The following is a 20,714-nucleotide window of genomic DNA, read 5'->3' on the forward strand; positions in this document are numbered from 1 at the left end:
TGTGTCAATATTGAAATATTTAATATTTTTAAAATATTTTTTCCTGTGACGGCGTTGTTCCGTCAAGAGAGATACACAAAGCCGTTTCTATTGCCGTTTACCCTTGTTTTAACAATAAAAAAAGGCGGAGCCGAATGTCTCTTTTCGGTCACACCTTTTTGGGAAGTTATAAAAAAGCCGTTATTTTTTTACCAATTCTTCTTCTACTTGTATATGCAGTTCATGCAACTGTTTGAGCGCAACCGGTGACGGCGCTTCGCTCATGGGGTCGATGGCGTTTTGCGTCTTCGGGAAGGCGATGACGTCGCGAATGGACTTGCGCTTGAGCATAAGCATGATCATACGGTCCAAACCGAATGCCAGTCCGCCGTGAGGCGGTGCGCCGTATTCAAAGGCTCTGAGCAGAAAGCCGAATTTCTGTTCCGCTTCTTCCGCCGTAAGGCCGATGGCCTTAAAGACGCGCTGTTGAATGTCAGGACGGTAAATTCGCAGAGAACCGCCGCCCAGTTCGACGCCGTTCAGAACGAGGTCATAGGCTTTTGCATAAACGCTGCCCGGATCCGATTCGAGCTTATCCAAGTCTTCGTCGCACAGGGCCGTAAAGGGATGATGCATAGCCGTAAAGCGCTTTTCTTCTTCACTGTATTCAAACATGGGAAAATCGACGACCCACGTAAACGCGAATGCGTCGGCATCAATAATGTTCGTGCGGCGGGCCATTTCCTTGCGCAGCTCGCCGAGAGAGGCAGCCACTACGGCCGGTTTGTCGGCGATCATGAGAACCAGGTCGCCCGTTTCGCTGCCGCACTCTTTGCCGACAGCCTCAAGCGTTTCTTCACCGAGGAATTTCTTTACCTGTGATTTCAGGCCGTCCGGCGTGAAGCAAATCCAGGCCAGCCCCTTTGCACCGTACGCAGAAACATATTCGACGAGATCATCCAACTCGCGGCGGGGAATGTGGGAGTAACCTTTGACGTTAATGGCCTTAACCTGTCCGCCCGCTTCGACAACGCTGCGGAAAACCTTAAATTCCGTGTCTTTCACAAGGTCCGTAATATCATGAAACTTCATGTCAAAACGTAAGTCCGGTTTATCGGAGCCGTAGTTTTCCATGGCATAATCCCAAGTCATGCGCCGGATGGGGCCGCCAATATCATAGCCGAGAGCTTCTTTAAACACGTAGCCGATCATTTCTTCCGTCAAGGTCAGAATGTCCTCCTGATCCATAAAGGACATTTCCATATCGAGCTGTGTAAATTCGGGCTGCCTGTCGGCACGTAAGTCTTCGTCGCGGAAACAGCGGGCAATCTGGTAATACCGGTCCATGCCGGAGATCATGAGCAGCTGTTTAAAAATCTGCGGCGATTGAGGCAAAGCGTAAAACTTGCCTTCGTTGACGCGGCTCGGCACGAGGTAGTCGCGCGCTCCTTCGGGCGTACTCTTGCAGAGCTCGGGCGTTTCAATGTCGATGAAGCCGCGGCTGTTCAAAAATTCGCGCATGGCATGTTTTACCTTGTGCCGCATAATGAGGTTGTTCTGCATTTCCGGGCGGCGCAAGTCGAGATACCTGTACTTGAGACGAATTTTTTCATCTACGTCTATATTATCTTCAATGTAGAAGGGCGGTGTCTTGGATGTATTCAAAATACGCAGTTCTTCACAACGGATTTCGATTTTACCGGTCTTCATCTTTTCGTTGATCGTCGCTTCATCGCGCAGACGGACGATGCCGCGCACGGCGAGGACGTATTCATTGCGCACTTCCTCGGCCTTCTTAAAGGCCGTTTCCGCGTAGTCCGGCGAAGCCACGACCTGAACAATGCCCGTACGGTCACGCAAGTCGATAAAAATAAGACCGCCGTGGTCGCGGCGCCGTTCCACCCAGCCGCACAAGACGACTTCCTTATCCGTATCGCCCTCCGTCACTGCGGCGCAGTATTGAGAACGGCCTAACCCTGTCATTGTATCCATTCCGATCATCCCTTCTTATGGCTTTCTATATATGAGACCAGAGCGGCAAACGGCACCGCTTCCTGTTCTTTCGTTTCCATATTGCGCACCTGAGCACACTGCGCCGCCAGTTCTTCGTCACCGATGATGACGGCAAAGACGGCAGCCAGCTTGTCGGCAGCCTTCATCTGCCCTTTCATGCTCCGGCCCATCATGTCGATTTCCGCGTATATACCCTTACCGCGCAGTGACTGCTGCAGCGTAAAGGCTTTCTCTTTGGCCGCGTCGCCCAAAGCGACAATAAAGACGGGACGTTCTTTCAGTACAGGCGGTAAAAGGCCCTGTTCCCGCAAAGTCAAAAGGAGTCGCTCCATGCCGACGGCAAAACCGATACCGGGCGTCGACGGCCCGCCCACTTCTTCAATAAGGCCGTCATAGCGTCCGCCGCCGCAGATCGTGCTCTGAGCACCCAAAGGGGCGTACATGATTTCAAAGGCCGTCTTCGTATAGTAGTCGAGGCCGCGCACGAGGCGCGGATCGAGCTCAAACTCAATACCTGCGGCAGTCAAATAGGACTGCACCTTGTGGAAATGGTCTTTACATTCCTCGCAGAGGCAGTCCGTAATGAGCGGTACCCCGGCAGTTATCATGCGCTCACCGTCTTCTTTGCAGTCGAGGACGCGAAGCGGATTTTTGTCGAGACGCGCACGGCAGTCTTCACAAAGGGAATCGTGCTTATCCGCAAAGAAGTCGAGCAGCTTTTGCCGATATACGGGGCGGCACGCGGGACAGCCGACGGAGTTTAAGTGCAGAACCAAATCGGTCAGTCCGAGCTCCCGGAAGAGCTGAAAAGCCATGGCAATGATTTCCGCATCTACTGCCGGATCCCGGGATCCGATTTCTTCGACACCGAACTGATTGAATTGACGGTACCGTCCGGCTTGAGGCCGGTCGTGACGGAACATGGGACCCATATAGTAAAATTTGTGCACCTTCCGCTCCGCATAGAGTTTGTGCTCCAAAAAAGCGCGCACGACGGAAGCCGTATTTTCCGGGCGCAGTGTCATACTGCGCCCGCCTCTGTCCGCAAATGTATACATTTCTTTCGAGACGACGTCCGTCGTCTCGCCGATGCCGCGCCGAAACAGTTCCGTACTCTCAAATATAGGCGTACGCACTTCACCGAAACCGTAGAGAACACAAATTTCTCTGATTTTTTTCTCCAGATTTTGCCAATCTCCCGATCGGTCCGGCAGAATGTCCTGCGTTCCCCGCGGTGCCGTAATTGACATTATTCATCCACTCCTTCGTATATAGAAGCGCATAAGCTGCGGCGCCGCACCAATCGTTCGGGCAGGGCCGCCACGTATTGCCCTATATCTTTAGGCATATATAGCTTCTTCATTTCTCTTCCTGCGACGATAAATTTCGTCGCGCTTCCCGGACCGATACCGAGGACGGTCTGCCGTTCTTCCATCATCTCTATGTTGTAGGCACAAATCTCCCCCGGTAAAGCGTAGCCTATATTAGCAAAGGATGCCGCCATATAGGTCTGTCTGTAAAGATAATAAGGGACATATTCTTTTTCAGCCAAGCGGCGCCGCACCTCGTTCAGCATGGCTTCTACAAGATGTGCCGCCGGTATTTCGTCGCGCAAAGAATGGCGAAATAAAGGAGCACCCTTTTTTAAGGCTAACGTATGAATTGTAACATTTTCGGGGCGCAGTTGGCAAACGACATCCATATTTTCTGCCATGTCCGCTTCCGTCTGTCCGGGCAACCCGGCAATAAAATCCATATTGATAACGTCATAGTCCAAGGCACGGCAAGTATCGAACATGGCGTAAATGTCTTTTACACCGTGGCGACGCGAGAGTTTTTCCAAGATATGCCGCTGCATGGTCTGCGGGTTAATGCTGACGCGAGTGACACCGGCCTGCCGCAGCAGGGTGAGCTTTTCGGCCGTCGCCGTGTCGGGCCTGCCCGCTTCAACGGTCCATTCGGCGCCGCCTGCCGCAAAAGGCCTGACGGCATCTATTATCCGTGCAAGCAGGGCCGCAGGCAGAGCCGTCGGCGTGCCGCCGCCGACATAAACGGACGTTATCCGCAAGCCCATGTCCCGGCAAAGAACATAGGCATCGCGCGCGTCGGCAACAACGGCACGGACAAAATCCTGCAAATTCCCTTTCCCTTCATTGCCGATGAGGCGGGACGGAAAGGAACAGTACAGGCAATGACTGGCACAGTAAGGAATGCCCACGTAAAGAGCCGCATCTCTGCCCTGCCCTATTACATACGGACGCTGCCGGGCGGCGACGTCCGCAAGGAGATTCGCCAAGTCCTCCGCCACACCGTAGCGGTCATGCAAGTAACCGGGTGTCGCTTCAGGCCTCAGCCCGTTATCCCAAAGGCGGTGAACGAGCTTTGTCGGCCGCACTCCCGTGAGAACACCCCATTGAGACGGCACGCTATTAAAGGCCTTGCCGTACATGACGAGGAGCAACTCCTTGAGCCGGCCCTTATGGGCAAACCGCTCCGGACCGAAGGACCGCTCCGCCCCGTCATCTCGCATGAAGCGGCACATAAGAGCCGGGCCGTCCGCATTTATACGGACACAGACGTCTGCCGCCTCGGCATCTGCGGCGCGGCTATAGCCCAGGCAGGCCAGTGTCTGACCGATAAAGGCACGGTACCCGTCCGGACCGGCGTAAGTGTAGACGCGCCGTCTATCAGGCACGGGCAGTATCTTGCGGCAGTCCGCCGTCAAGACCGGCAGCCTTGCGCTTCGCTTCGCATGCTTCACAGTAGCCGTACACTTTCAGCTGATGGTCTACCGTGTGAAAATGGAGGCGTTTTTCCAAAATCGTTTCCAACGTTTCCAGGAGGTCGTCCTTGCATTCCCATACTTTACCGCAGTCGAGGCAAATCAGGTGATGATGAAAGTGTCCATCTTCTTCGCAATCGTTCAATTCATAACGGCTGCAGCCGTCGTCAAAATCGAGCTTCTTCAAGAGATTCATTTGCGTGAACAAGTCAAGCGTTCTGTATACGGTGGCCAGACCGATATCGGGAGCGGCGACTTTGACGAGCTCGAATACGTCTTCGGCGCTTAAATGACGAGCCGTACTTTCTACAAAAGCACGGAGCACGACCTGACGCTGTGACGTCATTTTGTACTTCTTGTCTTTAATTTTTTCTTTCATGCGCTTCATCATCAGTTCCAATACATCTTCTTTAGTCTTTTCCATTTTCTTTTAACATCCTTTCTCTATAGGCGCTGAAAAACCATAAATGCCTACATGTAACTTGAAGGACCGCAACTAAAGGTACGGTCAATATCATACCGGCCACACCGAGTAAGGTACCGCCGATTAATAACGCAATTACAATGACGACAGGGTGAATACTGATAACCTTTCCCATGACCTGCGGCATAATAAAGTGACCGTCCAGCTGCTGTATGACCACATAGAAAACGAGGACTTTCAAGGCCAGGGCGGTACTCACCGCAGCACCCAGAAGAATAGCCGGCACGGCGCCGACAATGGGGCCGATGATAGGAATCCATTCGGTCACGGCCGCGATTAAGGCGATGACCAGGGGGTAGGGTACGTTCATGAGCCACATGCCGAGGAAGGTCAGCGTCGCAATGATGCAGCTCATGAGGAGCTGGCCGCGGATGTAGCGGCTCAGGACACGGTGCACTTCCCTAAAATATGTATATAAGTGATTGCGATAATTTTCGGGATATAAGTCGATGAAGGACGTGAGCATCTTAGAGCCGTCCTTCATAAAATAGAAGGTTATGAAGGGAACGACGAAAAACTCGACGACCGTACCGGCAATGGCAAAGACCGACTTGACGAGGTTCGTCACGCCGTCAATACCGTAGTTGCTGATTTTGACAAAAGTCTCGTTAATAATCGCCTTGACCTGATCGGGTATGTAAAAAGGCGTCCGGTCACTTTCGAGAAGGATGACGAGGTCGTACGTCCGCTCGACGATGGTACCGAAGTTATTGGCCAATAAATTCAGCTGGCCGATAAGGGGTTTAACGATGCTGTTCGTCATAATGACGAGGATGCCGATGAGGACGACAAAGGACAAAAGAATGGATATGTCCTTGGGCACGTGCCGGTGCAGGCAAGACTCCAAGCCCCTTTGTATACCGTCCCGCAAGGGTGCCAGAATAAAGGTGATGATCAGGGAAATGATAACGGGCCAGTAAACCGCCTGAACGGCAAAAAAGAGGCATACTGCCAAAGCCGAAAGGACGACACGCAACCAAAATTCTATTTTCTTATTGGTCGCCACAGTTACCACCCTCCATCAAGAAACGGGTTGTTCATCCGTTCTTTACCGATTTGCGTTGCCGGCCCGTGACCGGGCAGGACGCTCGTGTCGTCCGGCAAAGGCAGGAGCTTCGCCTTAATGCTGTTAATGAGCGTCTGCATATTGCCGCCGTAAAAATCCGTCCTGCCGACGGAGTACTGAAAGAGCGTATCTCCCGAAAAAACAAGGCCTTCGCCGTAAAGAGACACGCCGCCCGGAGTGTGTCCCGGCGTTTCGAGAACCGTAAAGGTCAGCGTGCCGAGGGTAATTTTATCGCCTTCGGCAACAATATGCTCCGGTGAATCGCAAATGATTTCCTTACCTAAAAAAGCGGATAAATTATAGTGCGAATTGGAGATAAAGTCCACGTCGCCCTTGCCGATGTAGACGGGCACTTTTTTATAATTCCGCACTTCCTGCAAGGCGCCGATGTGGTCCGCATGGCCATGTGTCAAGAAAACAAAGCGCAGTGTAACTCCCAGGTCGGTGATCGTCTTGTCGATTTGCTTATAATCCCATGCCGGGTCGATAACCATGGCATCCATGGTGGCGTCATCGTAGACAATGTAGCAGTTTGTCATTAAATCGCCCAAAACGAGGGTTTTATATTGCACAGCCATCAGGTAACCTCCTAAAATACTTTCTTACTGTCCAATAAAATAGTAACAGGGCCGTGGTTGTCCAAGGAGACGACCATTTCCGTGCGAAATACGCCCGTACCGACGGAGATGCCCTGAGCCCTGACAGCGGCAACGAAGTCGTCGTAGAGGCGCACCGCCATTTCCGGCGGTGCCGCCCCCGTAAAGCCCGGCCGTCTGCCCCGGCGGGCATCGCCGTAGAGGGTGAACTGGGAAACGACGAGCATATCGCCGCCCATGTCGAGCAGGGAGCGATTCATCTTGCCCACATCGTCTTCAAAGATGCGCAAGTTCATGATTTTGTCAGCCATATAAACGACGTCGTCTTTCGTGTCATCCGAGCCGACACCGAGAAGAACCGTCAGGCCGTGACCGGCACGGCCGCATTCATGCCCTTCGGACGTAACTGCCGAACGCAAAGTCCGTTGTATAACTGCCCGCATTATGTCTGTCCTCCCGTGTATCGCTGCACCTTATAAACGTCTTTTAGGCGGCGTAATTTCGTAGCAATAAATTCAAATTGAGCCAGATCTTTTATGTTGATACCCATGTGAATAGTGGCGTTCTTGTTTTCATTAATCTTTGCGTTAACGGACAGAATGGAAATTTTCATTTCCGCCAGGACTGCCATGATTTCCGCCATAATGCCCGTCCGATCATAGGCGACGATTTCCATATTCACTTCAAAAGCATCATTGCTCACATAATCCCATTCGACGTCAATGAGGCGTTCCATATCTTCACCGTCAAGCTTGATATTGGGGCAATCGGCACGATGAACGGAAACACCGCGGCCACGCGTAATAAAGCCTACAATGGGATCACCCGGAACGGGACTGCAGCATTTGGCGAGGCGCACGAGAATTCCCGGCTCGCCTTTGACGAGAATGCCCGAGTTGTTGCGGCTCGTGCCGCTTTTGCGGGCGCGCAGTTTTTCAACAAATTTCAGCTCGTTTGCAGGCTCGTCTTTGTGTTCTTGACGGCGCTGCAGTTCGAGGAGCTTAATGAGGACCGTGTTGACGGCAAAGCCGCCGTACCCGACAGCGGCGAGGAGATCGTCTTCGGAACCGGCGTTCATCTGCTTGGCCACCTTGGCGATACGTCCGGAGCGGCTCACTTCCTTCCAATCGTGACCGAGTCGCTTGCATTCCCGCTCAAGTGCTTCCAATCCTTTTTCGATATTCTCGCTTCTATTTTCTTTTTTGAACCAACTGCGGATCTTCGAGCGGCTCTCGGAACTGCCTACAATTTTCAGCCAATCCAGACTGGGCCTGCCTGTCTTGGACGTAATAATTTCAACAATATCGCCGTTCTTAAGCTCATAATCAAGAGGTACGATTTTACTGTTTACCTTGGCACCGACGCAGCGATGGCCCACGTCCGTATGAATGCGGTAAGCAAAGTCGATGGGAATAGCCCCCTGCGGCAAGTCGATAACGTCGCCGCGAGGTGTAAAGACGAAAACTTCATCCGAGAAAGCATCCAGTTTCAAGGCATTTACAAATTCCTGAGGGTTGCTCGTGTCCTGCCATTCGAGAAGGTTGCGGAGCCAGCCCATTTTTTCGTCAAACGACGATTTGGGAGCGTTCGCGTTTCCTTCCTTATAGCGCCAGTGGGCGGCAACGCCGTATTCGGCAATGTGGTGCATTTCCCACGTACGTATCTGTATTTCCACGGGCTGTCCGCGCGTGCCGATAACCGTCGTATGCAGAGATTGGTAGTTGTTGGACTTGGGCATGGCAATATAGTCCTTGAACCGGTAAGGCAGGGGCTTCCACAGGCTGTGCACGATGCCGAGAACGCCGTAACAGTCCTGAACGGTGTCGACAATAACGCGAATGGCATACAGATCGTAGACCTGGCTGAGATCGCGGTTATCTTTCTTCATTTTTTTGTAAATGCTGTAAAAATGTTTGGGCCTGCCGTTGATTTCAAAGGAAATGCCCGTTTCGGATAACGTTTTTTTCAAGACGTCAATAGCTTCGTTGACGATTTCTTCGCGCACCTTGCGCTTTTCCTTCATCTGATCTACGAGGTCGTAGTACTTGTCCGGCTCCATATAGCGGAAAGACAGATCTTCCAATTCCCATTTGATATTGAAAATACCGAGACGGTGCGCAAGTGGTGCGAATATTTCCAATGTTTCCCGGGAAATGCGCTTCTGTTTTTCGCCGTTCATGTACTTCAAGGTGCGCATGTTATGCAGTCTGTCGGCAAGCTTAATGACGACGACACGCACGTCCTTGGCCATGGCGAGAAACATCTTGCGCATACTGTCGACCTGCTGGTCTTCTTTCGTCCTGTAATCGAGGCGGTTCAATTTGGTAACGCCGTCGACCAGAAAGGCCACTTCTTTACCGAAAATTTCTTCTATATCTTCAAGCGTATAATCCGTATCCTCGACGACATCGTGCAGCAGCGACGCCGTAACGGTCGTCGTATCAATGCCCATATCCGCCAGAATTTGAGCAACCGCCAAGGGATGGAGGATATAGGGATCGCCGCTGACACGTTTTTGATCCTTATGTGCCTCGCCGGCCAGTTCATAGGCCTTGCGCACGCTTTCACAGTCCGCTTGGGGCCAATATTCTTTTATTGTTTTCACTAAATGCCCGAACGCTTCGCCCGGCTCCGTAAAGGTCATGGCAAATTCCTCCTATTTCCCGCCGCAGGCGACATACGTGGCCGAATCGCTCAGGGAAAGTTTCACCGCCTGTACAGGCATTTCATAATATATGTCATCTTCGGCGGTACGGCTTGTAAGGATTCCCAGTTCCCTGCAAACCTGCAGGGCCGCCAACAGAGTATGTCTTTCTTTTTGCGGCAAAGCGCCGCAAAGGTACTCCCGCACGTCATAAGCCGCTTTGGGCTTCCCTTCCATATACGCCCTGAGGGCCTTGTAGACGGCCACCATAAAATCTCTGTTCAGGCAAACGGGAGCTGCCGTCGTGAGGCGCGCATCCTTTAAGACGAGCCGGGCCGATTCGTTGCCGCGGAACGAATTGATATCGAGCTGAAAAGCCAGGTCAACTTCATCACCGGGAAGAAATTCTTCTGTAAGTTCCGCCATGGACCAGCCGACAGCACTCACTTCACTGCCGTCGGCAGCCTTTGCGGCCAGGCGCAGATGCGTCTTGTCGCGGCCGATTTCTTTCAGTGAGTCCACCGTTGCACCGGTCAGAACGAAAACGGGGCGGCCGTTGCCCATGCCGTAGGGTTCAAGACGGCTTAATTCACGTATACCGTCAAGTGTAATATCCGCACCTGTGAGAGCGGCGTCGACGGCAAGGGTAGGCACGTAATCCTCAGGTGTAAGCGTTTGAGCGGCAAACTCCTTAAGGCGCTGCCGCAGGGCGTCAATATTCCCGGCGGCTACGGAAAAGCCTGCAGCCATGGCATGACCGCCATACTGAATGAGTAAATCGCTGCAATATGACAGGGCCTCATACATGTGAAATCCTGCAATGCTGCGGCATGATCCCTTGCCGACGCCGTCGGCGACGGCAATGACGAGAGCCGGTTTATAATATTTTTCGACAAGGCGAGACGCGGCAATACCGATAACACCGCTGTGCCAACCGTCGCCGGCGGCTACGAGGACATTGTCCCGCTCGCAACCGCCGGCCTTAATTTCGTCGATGGCTGCGCGGGTTATACTCCTCTCTATATCCTGCCGTTCTCTGTTCAATTCATTTAAGTCGACTGCCGTCTTCCGCGCCTTCTCTCCGTCTTTTTCAAGAAGGAGAAAAACGCTTTTTTCGGCATGACTGATACGGCCGGCAGCATTCAGGCGCGGTGCCAGGGAAAAGGCAACGTTGCCGGCGTTGACATGATCAATGTCAATGGACGCGGCTTCCGCCAGGGCGCTTATACCCGCATTGTGACCGACAGCCATACGTGCCAACCCGTGAGCCGTAAGAATACGGTTCTCCCCCATGAGCGGCACGAGATCAGCTATCGTGCCCAAGGCGACAAGCTCCGTATACTCCTGCAGGGATTCATGAAAACGGCGCCGCCACAAAACGCGGCAGAGTGCATAAGCCACACCGACACCGGCCAAATCCTTATACGGATAGGGGCAGCCGGGCTGTTTCGGATTGACGACGGCAAAAGCATCGGGAATCTTTTCCGGCGGCTCGTGGTGATCCGTAATGACAATACAGACCTTATCTTTAAATTCTTCTACCAAATCATACGACGAAATGCCGCAGTCTACAGTGATGATGAGATCCGTGCCGCGCTCGGCCAATTCCTCCAGAGCCTCCCGGTTCAAGCCGTACCCTTCAGATTGGCGTTCGGGAATATAAAAAGCCGGATCGCCGCCCATACGGACCAGAACCTCATAAACGAGAGACGTCGAGGTAATGCCGTCCACGTCATAGTCACCATAGACGACGATACTTTCCTTGCCGGCCAAAGCAGTCTCAATACGCTCTGCGGCCTTCTCCGCTCCTTTTAAGAGGAGCGCATCGGCCAGACTGTCCATATCGTCCCGGAGAAAATGAGCGCCCGCTTCCGCATCCGCAATGCCGCGGTTTATCATAACGGCGGCGAGGACGGGCGATATATTAAGCTGCCGAGAAAGGGTCTCTGCCCTTTCGATTGACGGCTCCTTAAAGAGCCAACGTTTCTTCATTATCCGTGGTTACCCTGCAAAATAAATAATTTCTATCAATTAGGCCTTTTCATTCTATCACATTTTCATTCTCAAATAAAGAGTTAATTTTGCGAATGGCCAAAATAAGCTATATCATTTATACACCCAAAGCTGTCAGAATTATGTTTTTATTATATATGGTCTCCAATGCAAAAATGCCCCTCCGTGCGGAGAGGCATTTCTGCAAATAATCTATGCGATTTTACTGAGCGAGCTGAGCTTCGAAGCCGCTTTCCAAACGGACATACGATTCACGCCGCGCTTTTGCATCGGCAACAGTCTTGTCGTAGAGAGACTGCGCCAATTCGGGGAATCCCTTTGCCAGGGATGCATACCGTACTTCGCCTTCAAGGAATTCCTGGAACTTCGTGTAATCCGGCATCTTGGAATCAAGCTTGAACGGATTCTTACCCTGTTCCTTGAGTTCCGGGTTATAACGGTAGAGGTCCCAGTAACCGCATGCAACGGCAAGCTTTTCTTCTTCCTGGCTCTTGCCCATGCCCTTGCGAATACCGTGGTTGATGCACGGGCAGTAGGCAATGACTACAGACGGGCCGTGGTAGGCTTCCGCTTCGGTCATGGCCTTCATGAGCTGATTCTTATCGGAACCCATAGCAACCTGTGCTACATATACATAGCCGTAGGAAATAGCCATCATGCCGAGGTCTTTCTTCTTCGTACGTTTACCGGATGCGGCGAACTGTGCGATTGCTGCCGTCGGCGTTGCCTTGGAAGACTGACCGCCCGTGTTGGAATATACTTCCGTATCAAGAATGAGGATGTTAATATCCTGATCCTGCGCGAGTACATGGTCTACGCCGCCGAAGCCGATATCATACGCCCAGCCGTCGCCGCCGAAGATCCAGTGCGAACGCTTAACGAGATATTGCTTGTTTTCAAGGAACTCTTCGAGAACAGGCTTGCCTGCCGCTTCTTTTTCGAGGAGAGCCGTAACCTTATCAGCCCGTTCACGCGTGCCTTCGCCTTCATTTATATTGGCGAGCCAATCACTGAGAGCTTCCTGCAATTCAGGCGACGCAACAGCCTTGGCCGCTTCCACCTTGAGTGCCAAGTCCTTACGGATCTTGTCGACGCCCGTGAACATACCGAAACCGTATTCAGCGGCATCTTCGAAGAGGCTGTTTGCCCAGGCCGGGCCGTGACCCTTTTCGTTCATCGTGTACGGAGCAACCGGAGCGGAACCGCCGTAAATGGATGAGCAGCCCGTTGCGTTGGCAATCATCATGCGGTCGCCGAAGAGCTGTGTTGCAAGCTTAACATACGGTGTTTCACCGCAGCCCGCGCAGGCGCCGGAGAATTCAAAGAGAGGTGTTTCAAACTGAGAGCCGATAACGGTCTTCTTGTTCTGCGGATTCTGTTTGGGAGCCACTTTTTCGATACCGTAGTACCAGAGATCCATCTTCTCCCGTTCTTCGTCCGTATTCGGTACCATCGTGAGTGCCTTTGTCGGGCAAACGTTGGCACAACTGCCGCATTCGAGGCAGTCGAGCTGGTCAACTACAATAGTATAACCGTATTCTTTACCGGATTTGGCCTTAGGAGCCGTCTTGAAGCCTGCAGGAGCTGCAGCCCGTTCTTCTTCCGTCGTGAGGACGGGGCGAATCGTTGCATGCGGGCAGACGAAGGAGCATTGTACGCAGCCGATACATTTTTCACTGTCCCACGAAGGAACATAGAGAGCCGGGCCGGCTTTTTCGAACTTAGCCGTACCTGACGGCATAGTGCCGTCTTCGCGGCCGGTGAAGTCCGATACCTTCAAATCGTCGCCTATTTGACCGAGAACAGGTGTTGCTACCTTTTCAAAGTATTCCGTCGCCGGACGGCCTGCCGCAACTTCATCCACCGCGTCGGCCCACGATGCGGGATACTTGACTTCATGGAATTCACCTACGCCGGCATCAACGGCAGCCCAGTTCATATCGACAACCTTCTGCCCCTTCTTACCGTAGCTCTTGACGATGGAGTCTTTCAAATATTTAACGGCGTCATCCAGGGGGATAACCTTGGCAAGCGCAAAGAACGCCGCCTGCATAACCATATTGATACGCGTGCCGAGGCCGAGTTTCTGGCCGATAGCGTCACCGTTCAAGGTGTAGAATTTAACGTGATGCTTAGCGATGGCCCGCTTGATACGTGCCGGCAATTCGTAATCCAGTTCTTCATCGGACCAGGTACAGTTCAGCATAAACGTGCCGCCGTCCTTAATGCCGCGGAGCAGGTCGAAGCGTCTTACGTAAGACTGTCTGTGACAGGCAATGTAATCTGCAGCGTCAATGAGGTACGGCATGTCGATAGGCTGTGTGCCGAAACGCAAATGCGAAATCGTTACGCCGCCGGATTTCTTGGAATCATATGCAAAGTAAGCCTGCGCATACATGTCCGTATGGTCACCGATGATCTTGATGGCCGACTTGTTGGCACCGACAGTACCGTCGGAACCGAAGCCCCAGAACTTGCACGCCGTAAGACCGGTCGTGTCGATAGGCATCTTATCCGCACGCGGCAGGGACAAATTGGTAACGTCGTCGACAATACCGAGGGTAAAGCCGTTCATGGGGTGCTCTTTCTTGAGTTCGTCGAATACGGGCAGGATGTCTTCCGGCAAAACGTCCTTCGAGCCGAGACCTGCGCGGCCGCCGATGATGTCCGCATCAAGGCCGACTTCCTTGGCAAAGTTGACAACGTCGAGGTAGAGCGGTTCGCCCATAGCACCCGGTTCTTTCGTACGGTCGATAACGGCAATTTTCTTAACCGACTTCGGCAATACGGCCTGCAGATGTTTTGCGGAGAAAGGACGATAAAGGTGAACATTAATAAGGCCGACTTTTTCGCCCTTGCCGTTCAAATATTTAACGGCCTGCTTTACAACGTCCGACAGGGAACCCATAGCTACGACGACGTATTCCGCATCGGCTGCGCCGTAGTAATTAAAGAGTTTATAATCACGGCCCGTGATTTCGGAAATCTTGGCCATGTAATCGGCTACGATATCAGGCATGGCGTCATAGTATTTATTGTTTGCTTCGCAGTGCTGGAAGTAAATATCCGGATTTTCGGCAGTACCGCGGATTTCCGGCACATCCGGGTTGAGAGCATGCTGGCGGAATCTCTTAAGTGCATCCCAATCGAGGAGGTCACGGAATTTCTCAAACTCCATGACTTCAACTTTTTGAATTTCGTGAGACGTGCGGAATCCGTCGAAGAAGTTAATGAACGGCAAAGATCCTTTCAACGCTGCCAAGTGGGCGACACCGGCAATATCCATAACTTCCTGTACATTCGATTCCGCCAAAAGACAGCAGCCTGTAGCACGAGCGGACATAACGTCCTGATGGTCGCCGAAGATGCTGAGCGCATGGTTTGCCAAGGCACGAGCGGCTACGTGAAATACACCGGGCAGCAATTCGCCGGCAACCTTATACATCGTCGGAATCATGAGAAGGAAGCCCTGAGACGCCGTATAGGTCGTCGTCAGCGCCCCCGCCTGGAGAGAACCGTGGTATGCACCTGCGGCGCCCGCTTCGGACTGCATTTCAACGACCTTGACGGTGTTGCCGAACAAGTTCTTGAGGCCCGCTGCGGACCAGTCGTCAACGTGTTCCGCCATCGGTGAAGACGGAGTGATCGGGTAAATGGCGGCAACTTCGGTGAAGGCGTAGGACACCCAGCCGGCAGCCTCATTCCCATCCATGGTTTTGAATTTACTCATTACTGAAACACGCTCCTTTTGTTAATAACAACAATACATCAATAAAAATATATTGAACTTTGAAAGTTAAAAACAAGCTAGTCCAGTCCACTCATATATACACCATAGTTTACATATTTTATACATACACGTCTCGACCATACCTTTTGGGTATATAGCGCGAGAAGGTGCAGAAATCCGCCAAAAAAATATTGTCATCTAGGAATCCTTGTATTATACTTAAACAATAAAGTACTATACGGGCGTGATTCGGTATGACAACTTCTCATGCGATTTCCGACCAGCACATGAACGGCTTTTCTAACTTTTTCACGTTCATTATATTCTTTGCAAATTTGAAATTCAATAGTCCGGGCATGCTGTTTTCACTATTAAAATGTGCAAATTTGTAAACATATACCTATTCAGTGCACTATATTCCAGGAGGTATTGAGATGGATTTTCACCACTTAAAATATTTTACAGAAGTCGCCGATAAAAAATCATTCAGCAAGGCTGCCCGGACATTACACATCTCTCAATCTGCCATCAGCCGTACTATTAAAGCCCTGGAAGAAGAGCTGGGCGTCGTTCTCTTCATGCGCAACGCAAAGGCTGTAGAACTCACGGACGCAGGTGCCATCTTCCTGACACACGCGAAACGCGTGGTCTTTATGTTTGAACATTTGAAAACAGATTTTGAGAATGAATTTAAACTGGAACAGGGCACGGTTCTCATCGGTTTACCTCCTATTACGGGCGCACCCGTCTTTGCAAATTTATTAGGCGCATTCAAGCAGGAGTATCCTCAGATTGAATTGGATCTTTACGAACACGGTTCCAAAAAAGTCGGCCTCAGCGTTCAGGAAGGACTGATCGACTTGGGCATTATTTGCACACAGCCGAAGGAAAAAGACTTTGATTCGTTCTTCCTGGATCAGGATCCGATGAATGTCATCATCCACCGGGACAACCCGCTCAGCAAGGAAGCGACGATTCCCCTGAAAAAGCTTGCCAACGAATCGCTCGTTCTCTACCGCGACGACTTCAACTTACACGACGAAATCATTACGAATTGTAAAAAAATCGGTTTTCAGCCGAAAATAGTATTTGAAACGAGCCAGCGTGATTTAATGATTCAGACGGTCGTCGCCAATTTGGGCATCGCCCTTTTGCCGAGCCGCCTCTGCCCGACTAAAGAAACGTCGCCGCGCGTATACGAATCCGTTATCGTCCGCCCTTTGGTAGAGCCGAAAATTCTCCATGTCCTCTACGTTATTTGGAAGCGGGGTCATTATCTGTCTCACGCAGCTCAGTTGTGGCTTGACTTCGTAAGGAGCAGAACACGTATTTCCTCTAATGTATAGTATAAGTAAAAACCTGCAGACTCTGCGCAACTTCATAAAGGCCTTTCTCGAGGGCGAGGAAATTTCTCTTGTCCGCTTACGTCGGATGGCCTTTGCCGCGGTTCTTCTCATCTGTATAGAAACGGCATATATTATTTTCCTGCAAATACAAATAGCCGCATTGACGGCAAAGGTTGAGACACAAGAAACGCGGATTGCACAAACCGAGCAGGATTATGACAAGCATAATCACCTGTTGTACAGTCTGAATGAAACCATTACGTCTATACAACGACAATGGTCGGCATTAAATTTCAGAGTTCTCGAAAACTCGTGGAAGCTGGACGAGGCGGCATCGGCTAATCCGCCGCAGGATGCACGCTAAAGACGGTGTAGAAATTACAAAACCCCGGAGCAATTCGCTCCGGGGTTTCCTGTCTTTTCTCGACTTACTCTTCCTCGACTTCTTCGGCCAGGAGTTGTTCATACTCTTTAAGGACGCCGTCAAATTCTTCATCTGTCGGCGCGAGAAAAACGAGTTCTCCGTCTTCCGTTTCAACACGGGCTATGATAGCTTCGCCATCTTCCATTTCTTCACCCGTTTCCGTGACCTGTGTGAGAAATGCAAACCTCTTACCGTCAAATTCAATTTCTCCGTCTTCGAGATAGTATTCCTCCGTTCCGTCTTCGCCGGTAATCGTAATTATACTTACTTCTTCCAACATTTCTTCATCAGCCATGAGATCCTCCTTGGGCGTCTAAATAATTTTGTAATATAAACACGGCCGCAATGGTGTCGACCATAGCTTTGCGCTTTTCTCCGCGCACGCCGGCAGCCGTCAGTTGCCGCTGTGCCATAACCGTAGTCAACCGTTCATCGCGATAGACCATCTCCGTCTCGGGCAATTTTTTTTGCAAGGCTGCCACGAGTTCTTCAATACCGTCCATATTGGTGCTTCTGTCACCGTTCATGTGAAGCGGTTTTCCCACGACGACACGGTGTACCTCTCGCTCTTTGCAGATGGCGGCCAGTTCGGCCACATCATCCTTCAAGGTCCTTCGCTTGACCGTCCTGACGGCCTGTGCCGTCAAGAGAAGGGCGTCGCTGCAGGCGACGCCGATTGTTTTGGAGCCCACGTCCAATCCCAGTACACGCATACTTATAAATCCCGCTGTTTTACATATGAACTGAGCAGTTCCTCCACCAATTCGTCCCGTTCGATTCGGCGAATATTGCCGCGCGCATTATTGTGGCTTGTAATATACGTGGGATCACCGGAAAGAAGATATCCGGCTATCTGGCTGATCGGATTGTATCCCTTTTCTTTCAATGCGTGGTATACATCTTCCAAAATCATGGAAGCCACGGTTTGATCGTCATCCCGCTTCTTGACAATCATGGTTTCATCATTTACTGCCACTATACTCACACTCCCTTATTGCCCGTGCGGACATTTACGAGATTATTTCTTCAACTGCTTTCTTGCCTGCTGCCAAAGCGGCATCCAATTTTTGCGGCTCCTTACCGCCCGCCTGGGCCATATCGGGACGACCGCCGCCGCCGCCGCCTACCGTTACGGCTGCGGCTTTGACGATCCGACCTGCATGAAAGCCCTTCTGTACGGTGTCCTTCGCCACTTTACAGACAAAGTTCACTTTATCTCCCTGCACGGCACCCAAAAGGACGATGCCGGTGCCGAGTTTATTGAGGACCATGTCAGCCATGTCACGCAGGCCTTCCATGGATTCGGCCTGTACAGCTGCCGCCACGACGGACACGCCGCCTACATCCGTTTCGGCCGCCAAGATTTTGTCGAGTGAAGAGGTCGCAAGTTTGCGCTGCAGCTGCTGCAGTTCCCGTTCACTCTCCTTAAAGCCGGCCAAAACCTGTTCGACTTTGGCAGGTATTTCCTCTTCCTTTGTCTTTAAGAGGGCTGCCGTCCGTGCCAAAAGGAGCGAGTCATGTGCAGCCGTTTCGTAAGCGGCCTGTCCCGTTACTGCTTCAATACGGCGAATCCCCGTACCCGTACCCGATTCGCCGACAATACGAAAGAATCCGATGACGGACGTGTTCGTCACGTGTGAGCCGCCGCAGAGCTCGCAGCTGAAGCCGGGAACCGTAACAACGCGAACGATATGGCCGTACTTTTCGCCGAAGAGGGCCATGGCACCCTTCTTTTTCGCTTCATCTATAGGCATCTCTTCAATTTCAAGAGAAATATTCTTCCAAATCTGTGTATTCACTTCCCGTTCAACAGCGGCAATTTCATCAGCCGTAAGCGGCGAGAAGTGAGTAAAGTCAAAGCGCAGCCTGTCCGGGGCCACTAAAGAGCCGGCCTGATTGACGTGACTGCCCAGAACCTTGCGCAGGGCCGCCTGCAAAAGATGCGTTGCCGTATGGTTGCGGGCAATGGCGAGGTTGCGCACCTTGTCAACCGAAAAAGTGACGTCGTCACCCTTCTTGAGACTGCCTTTCGTGACGATGGCAATGACGTAACTGAGGCCGTTGGGAAGGCATTTCGTGTCGGTTACCTCGGCCGTACCGTTTGCGCTCATCACGAAGCCCGTATCGCCCACTTGACCGCCGCCTTCGGCGTGGAAGGGCGTTTTGTCGAAAATAATCGTTACGGCTTCGTCTTTTTCCGCTTCATTCACGGCGACACCGTCGTTGCCGAGGATGACAATCTTCCCTGCCGCCGCGCTCTCGTCAATGACAACGTGAGACCGGTCAAGGCCCGTCGTATCGGGAACGGCAACGGTGGCGGATACTTTTGCCCGCGCCGTACGCGCCCGTTCCTGCTGGGCTTTCATCGCTTCGTCGAAGCCGGCCTGATCGAGTGCAAGGCCGTGCTCCCGGGCAATTTCTTCGGTCAGTTCCAAGGGGAACCCGAAGGTATCGTAAAGGCGGAAGACCTGCCTGCCTTCCAGGATCTTCTTGTCACCGACTGCCGCTATCATTTCATTTAAAAGTTCCAATCCCTGCGCCAGGGTTGCACCGAATTGAGCCTCTTCCGTGTCGATGACGGTCTTGATCAGTTCTTTGCGTTCCAGAAGCTCGGGATACGCTTCCTTGTACATGTCGACAACGATGTCGACAAGATCGGCGAGAAACGCTTTTTCTATACCGAGGACTCGGCCGAAGCGGACGGCACGGCGCAAAATACGGCGCAGCACGTAGCCCCGGCCTTCGTTACCGGGCAAAATACCGTCGCCGATCATCATGGTCACGGCGCGAATGTGGTCGCCAATGACCTTCATGGCGATCTTTTGCTGCGGATCCGCATAGTTACCGTGACATATATCGATTACTCTTTCCATGAGCGGAAAGAGCAAGTCCGTTTCAAAGTTCGAATCTTTTTGCTGAATAACCGAAGCCAACCGTTCCAATCCGGCTCCCGTATCAATATTCTTCTTTTCGAGCGGTTCGTATTTGCCGTCCTTCGTACGATCGAACTGCGTAAAGACGAGGTTCCAAATTTCCAAGTACCGATCGCAGTCACAGCCGACCGTACAGGTAGGTTGCCCACATCCCCGTTCGGGACCGAGGTCGTAAAAGATTTCCGAGTCCGGACCGCAAGGCCCTTCACCGATTTCCCAAAAGTTGTCTTCCAGTTTAAATATCCGTTCGTCTGCAAGACCGATCATATTGTGCCACAGATCGTAGGCTTCTTCGTCATCCGGATAAACGGTGACGTACAGCTTGTCCGCATCAAGTTCCAAAACTTCCGTCAAAAACTCCCAAGCCCATGCGATGGCATCCTTTTTGAAATAATCACCGAAGGAAAAATTGCCGAGCATTTCGAAGAATGTATGATGCCGCGCCGTACGGCCTACATTGTCCAGGTCGCCCGTGCGAATACACTTCTGGCTGGTCGTTACACGATACGAAGGAGGGACGAGTTTACCCGTAAAATAGGGCTTGAGCGGCGCCATACCGGCACCGATAAGCAAAAGGCTCGGATCGTCTTCCGGCACGAGAGAAAAACTGTGCAGCTTTAAATGTTTCTTGCTTTCAAAAAAATCCAGAAACGCCTTGCGAATTTCATTGCCCGTCATGTACTTCATAATCGTGGTAACACTCC

16 protein-coding genes are annotated in these 20,714 nt (G+C 51.8%); 2 read left to right on the top strand and 14 right to left on the bottom strand.

Translation table 11 applies throughout. The features are described 5' to 3' along the window. Positions 1 to 180: 180 nt before the first annotated feature. The 10 genes from aspS to nifJ form a co-directional block, all read right to left on the bottom strand. A complete protein-coding gene (gene aspS / locus BQ2674_RS03675) occupies positions 181 to 1,971 on the bottom strand; it encodes an aspartate--tRNA ligase (protein ID WP_075573348.1) in 1,791 nt (596 codons plus the stop codon). 5 nt (positions 1,972 to 1,976) lie between these two features. Then, the gene (hisS, locus tag BQ2674_RS03680) at positions 1,977 to 3,242 is read right to left on the bottom strand and encodes a histidine--tRNA ligase (RefSeq protein WP_075572497.1); all 1,266 of its coding nucleotides are present in this window, start codon (positions 3,240 to 3,242) and stop codon (positions 1,977 to 1,979) included. Beyond that, positions 3,242 to 4,753 carry a coproporphyrinogen dehydrogenase HemZ gene (gene hemZ / locus BQ2674_RS03685; protein ID WP_235828806.1) on the bottom strand — a complete coding sequence of 504 codons (1,512 nt, stop codon included), beginning with the start codon at positions 4,751 to 4,753 and terminating at the stop codon, positions 3,242 to 3,244. Before hemZ ends, hisS begins: the two co-directional genes overlap by 1 nt. Next, complete coding sequence (locus BQ2674_RS03690; protein WP_075572498.1) at positions 4,680 to 5,198, bottom strand: Fur family transcriptional regulator; 519 nt, start codon at positions 5,196 to 5,198, stop codon at positions 4,680 to 4,682. Before BQ2674_RS03690 ends, hemZ begins: the two co-directional genes overlap by 74 nt. Continuing rightward, positions 5,185 to 6,264 carry an AI-2E family transporter gene (locus BQ2674_RS03695; protein ID WP_075572499.1) on the bottom strand — a complete coding sequence of 360 codons (1,080 nt, stop codon included), beginning with the start codon at positions 6,262 to 6,264 and terminating at the stop codon, positions 5,185 to 5,187. Before BQ2674_RS03695 ends, BQ2674_RS03690 begins: the two co-directional genes overlap by 14 nt. 2 nt (positions 6,265 to 6,266) lie before the next feature. Then, entirely contained in the window at positions 6,267 to 6,902 is a 636-nt protein-coding gene (locus BQ2674_RS03700) for an MBL fold metallo-hydrolase (protein ID WP_075572500.1), read from the bottom strand. Positions 6,903 to 6,913: 11 nt separating this feature from the next. Then, on the bottom strand, positions 6,914 to 7,363 hold the full coding sequence (gene dtd / locus BQ2674_RS03705; RefSeq protein WP_075572501.1) for a D-aminoacyl-tRNA deacylase: 450 nt from the start codon (positions 7,361 to 7,363) through the stop codon (positions 6,914 to 6,916). Then, positions 7,363 to 9,564, bottom strand: a complete 2,202-nt coding sequence (locus tag BQ2674_RS03710; RefSeq protein ID WP_075572502.1) for a RelA/SpoT family protein — start codon at positions 9,562 to 9,564, stop codon at positions 7,363 to 7,365. The genes dtd and BQ2674_RS03710 overlap by 1 nt, the downstream gene beginning before the upstream one ends. A 12-nt stretch (positions 9,565 to 9,576) precedes the next feature. Then, a complete protein-coding gene (gene recJ / locus BQ2674_RS03715; RefSeq protein ID WP_075572503.1) occupies positions 9,577 to 11,556 on the bottom strand; it encodes a single-stranded-DNA-specific exonuclease RecJ in 1,980 nt (659 codons plus the stop codon). Positions 11,557 to 11,779: 223 nt separating this feature from the next. Beyond that, complete coding sequence (gene nifJ, locus BQ2674_RS03720; RefSeq protein WP_075572504.1) at positions 11,780 to 15,307, bottom strand: pyruvate:ferredoxin (flavodoxin) oxidoreductase; 3,528 nt, start codon at positions 15,305 to 15,307, stop codon at positions 11,780 to 11,782. Positions 15,308 to 15,741: 434 nt separating this feature from the next. On the opposite strand from nifJ, the gene BQ2674_RS03725 reads away from it, so the two are divergent. Together BQ2674_RS03725 and BQ2674_RS03730 are read left to right on the top strand one after the other, a co-directional pair. Next, positions 15,742 to 16,653 (top strand): LysR substrate-binding domain-containing protein, encoded by a 912-nt coding sequence (locus tag BQ2674_RS03725; protein ID WP_075572505.1) that lies wholly within the window; start codon positions 15,742 to 15,744, stop codon positions 16,651 to 16,653. Continuing rightward, entirely contained in the window at positions 16,646 to 17,017 is a 372-nt protein-coding gene (locus tag BQ2674_RS03730; RefSeq protein WP_075572506.1) for a hypothetical protein, read from the top strand. Before BQ2674_RS03725 ends, BQ2674_RS03730 begins: the two co-directional genes overlap by 8 nt. A gap of 64 nt (positions 17,018 to 17,081) precedes the next feature. On the opposite strand, the gene BQ2674_RS03735 is transcribed toward BQ2674_RS03730, so the two are convergent. The 4 genes from BQ2674_RS03735 to alaS are packed head-to-tail and all read right to left on the bottom strand — an operon-like array spanning position 17,082 to position 20,688. After that, positions 17,082 to 17,372, bottom strand: a complete 291-nt coding sequence (locus BQ2674_RS03735) for a DUF1292 domain-containing protein (RefSeq protein ID WP_075572507.1) — start codon at positions 17,370 to 17,372, stop codon at positions 17,082 to 17,084. After that, entirely contained in the window at positions 17,365 to 17,790 is a 426-nt protein-coding gene (gene ruvX, locus BQ2674_RS03740; RefSeq protein ID WP_075572508.1) for a Holliday junction resolvase RuvX, read from the bottom strand. Before ruvX ends, BQ2674_RS03735 begins: the two co-directional genes overlap by 8 nt. A gap of 2 nt (positions 17,791 to 17,792) precedes the next feature. After that, on the bottom strand, positions 17,793 to 18,053 hold the full coding sequence (locus tag BQ2674_RS03745; protein WP_075572509.1) for an IreB family regulatory phosphoprotein: 261 nt from the start codon (positions 18,051 to 18,053) through the stop codon (positions 17,793 to 17,795). A 34-nt stretch (positions 18,054 to 18,087) separates the two neighbouring features. Further along, positions 18,088 to 20,688, bottom strand: coding sequence for an alanine--tRNA ligase (alaS, locus tag BQ2674_RS03750; protein ID WP_187364829.1), 2,601 nt, complete (start codon positions 20,686 to 20,688; stop codon positions 18,088 to 18,090). Positions 20,689 to 20,714: the final 26 nt, after the last annotated feature.

Source organism: Megasphaera coli (assembly GCF_900095855.1).
In the GTDB taxonomy this organism is placed as follows: domain Bacteria; phylum Bacillota; class Negativicutes; order Veillonellales; family Megasphaeraceae; genus Megasphaera; species Megasphaera massiliensis_A.

What these genes read in the sequence shown, in the direction of transcription:
- BQ2674_RS03730 (WP_075572506.1), top strand. Translation starts at nt 16,646, where the DNA reads ATGTATAGTATAAGTAAAAACCTGCAGACTCTGCGCAACTTCATAAAG.
- BQ2674_RS03710 (WP_075572502.1), bottom strand. Translation starts at nt 9,564, where the DNA reads ATGACCTTTACGGAGCCGGGCGAAGCGTTCGGGCATTTAGTGAAAACA.
- alaS (WP_187364829.1), bottom strand. Translation starts at nt 20,688, where the DNA reads ATGACGGGCAATGAAATTCGCAAGGCGTTTCTGGATTTTTTTGAAAGC.
- aspS (WP_075573348.1), bottom strand. Translation starts at nt 1,971, where the DNA reads ATGGATACAATGACAGGGTTAGGCCGTTCTCAATACTGCGCCGCAGTG.
- dtd (WP_075572501.1), bottom strand. Translation starts at nt 7,363, where the DNA reads ATGCGGGCAGTTATACAACGGACTTTGCGTTCGGCAGTTACGTCCGAA.
- recJ (WP_075572503.1), bottom strand. Translation starts at nt 11,556, where the DNA reads ATGAAGAAACGTTGGCTCTTTAAGGAGCCGTCAATCGAAAGGGCAGAG.
- ruvX (WP_075572508.1), bottom strand. Translation starts at nt 17,790, where the DNA reads ATGCGTGTACTGGGATTGGACGTGGGCTCCAAAACAATCGGCGTCGCC.
- BQ2674_RS03735 (WP_075572507.1), bottom strand. Translation starts at nt 17,372, where the DNA reads ATGGCTGATGAAGAAATGTTGGAAGAAGTAAGTATAATTACGATTACC.
- BQ2674_RS03700 (WP_075572500.1), bottom strand. Translation starts at nt 6,902, where the DNA reads ATGGCTGTGCAATATAAAACCCTCGTTTTGGGCGATTTAATGACAAAC.
- hisS (WP_075572497.1), bottom strand. Translation starts at nt 3,242, where the DNA reads ATGTCAATTACGGCACCGCGGGGAACGCAGGACATTCTGCCGGACCGA.
- BQ2674_RS03725 (WP_075572505.1), top strand. Translation starts at nt 15,742, where the DNA reads ATGGATTTTCACCACTTAAAATATTTTACAGAAGTCGCCGATAAAAAA.
- nifJ (WP_075572504.1), bottom strand. Translation starts at nt 15,307, where the DNA reads ATGAGTAAATTCAAAACCATGGATGGGAATGAGGCTGCCGGCTGGGTG.
- BQ2674_RS03690 (WP_075572498.1), bottom strand. Translation starts at nt 5,198, where the DNA reads ATGGAAAAGACTAAAGAAGATGTATTGGAACTGATGATGAAGCGCATG.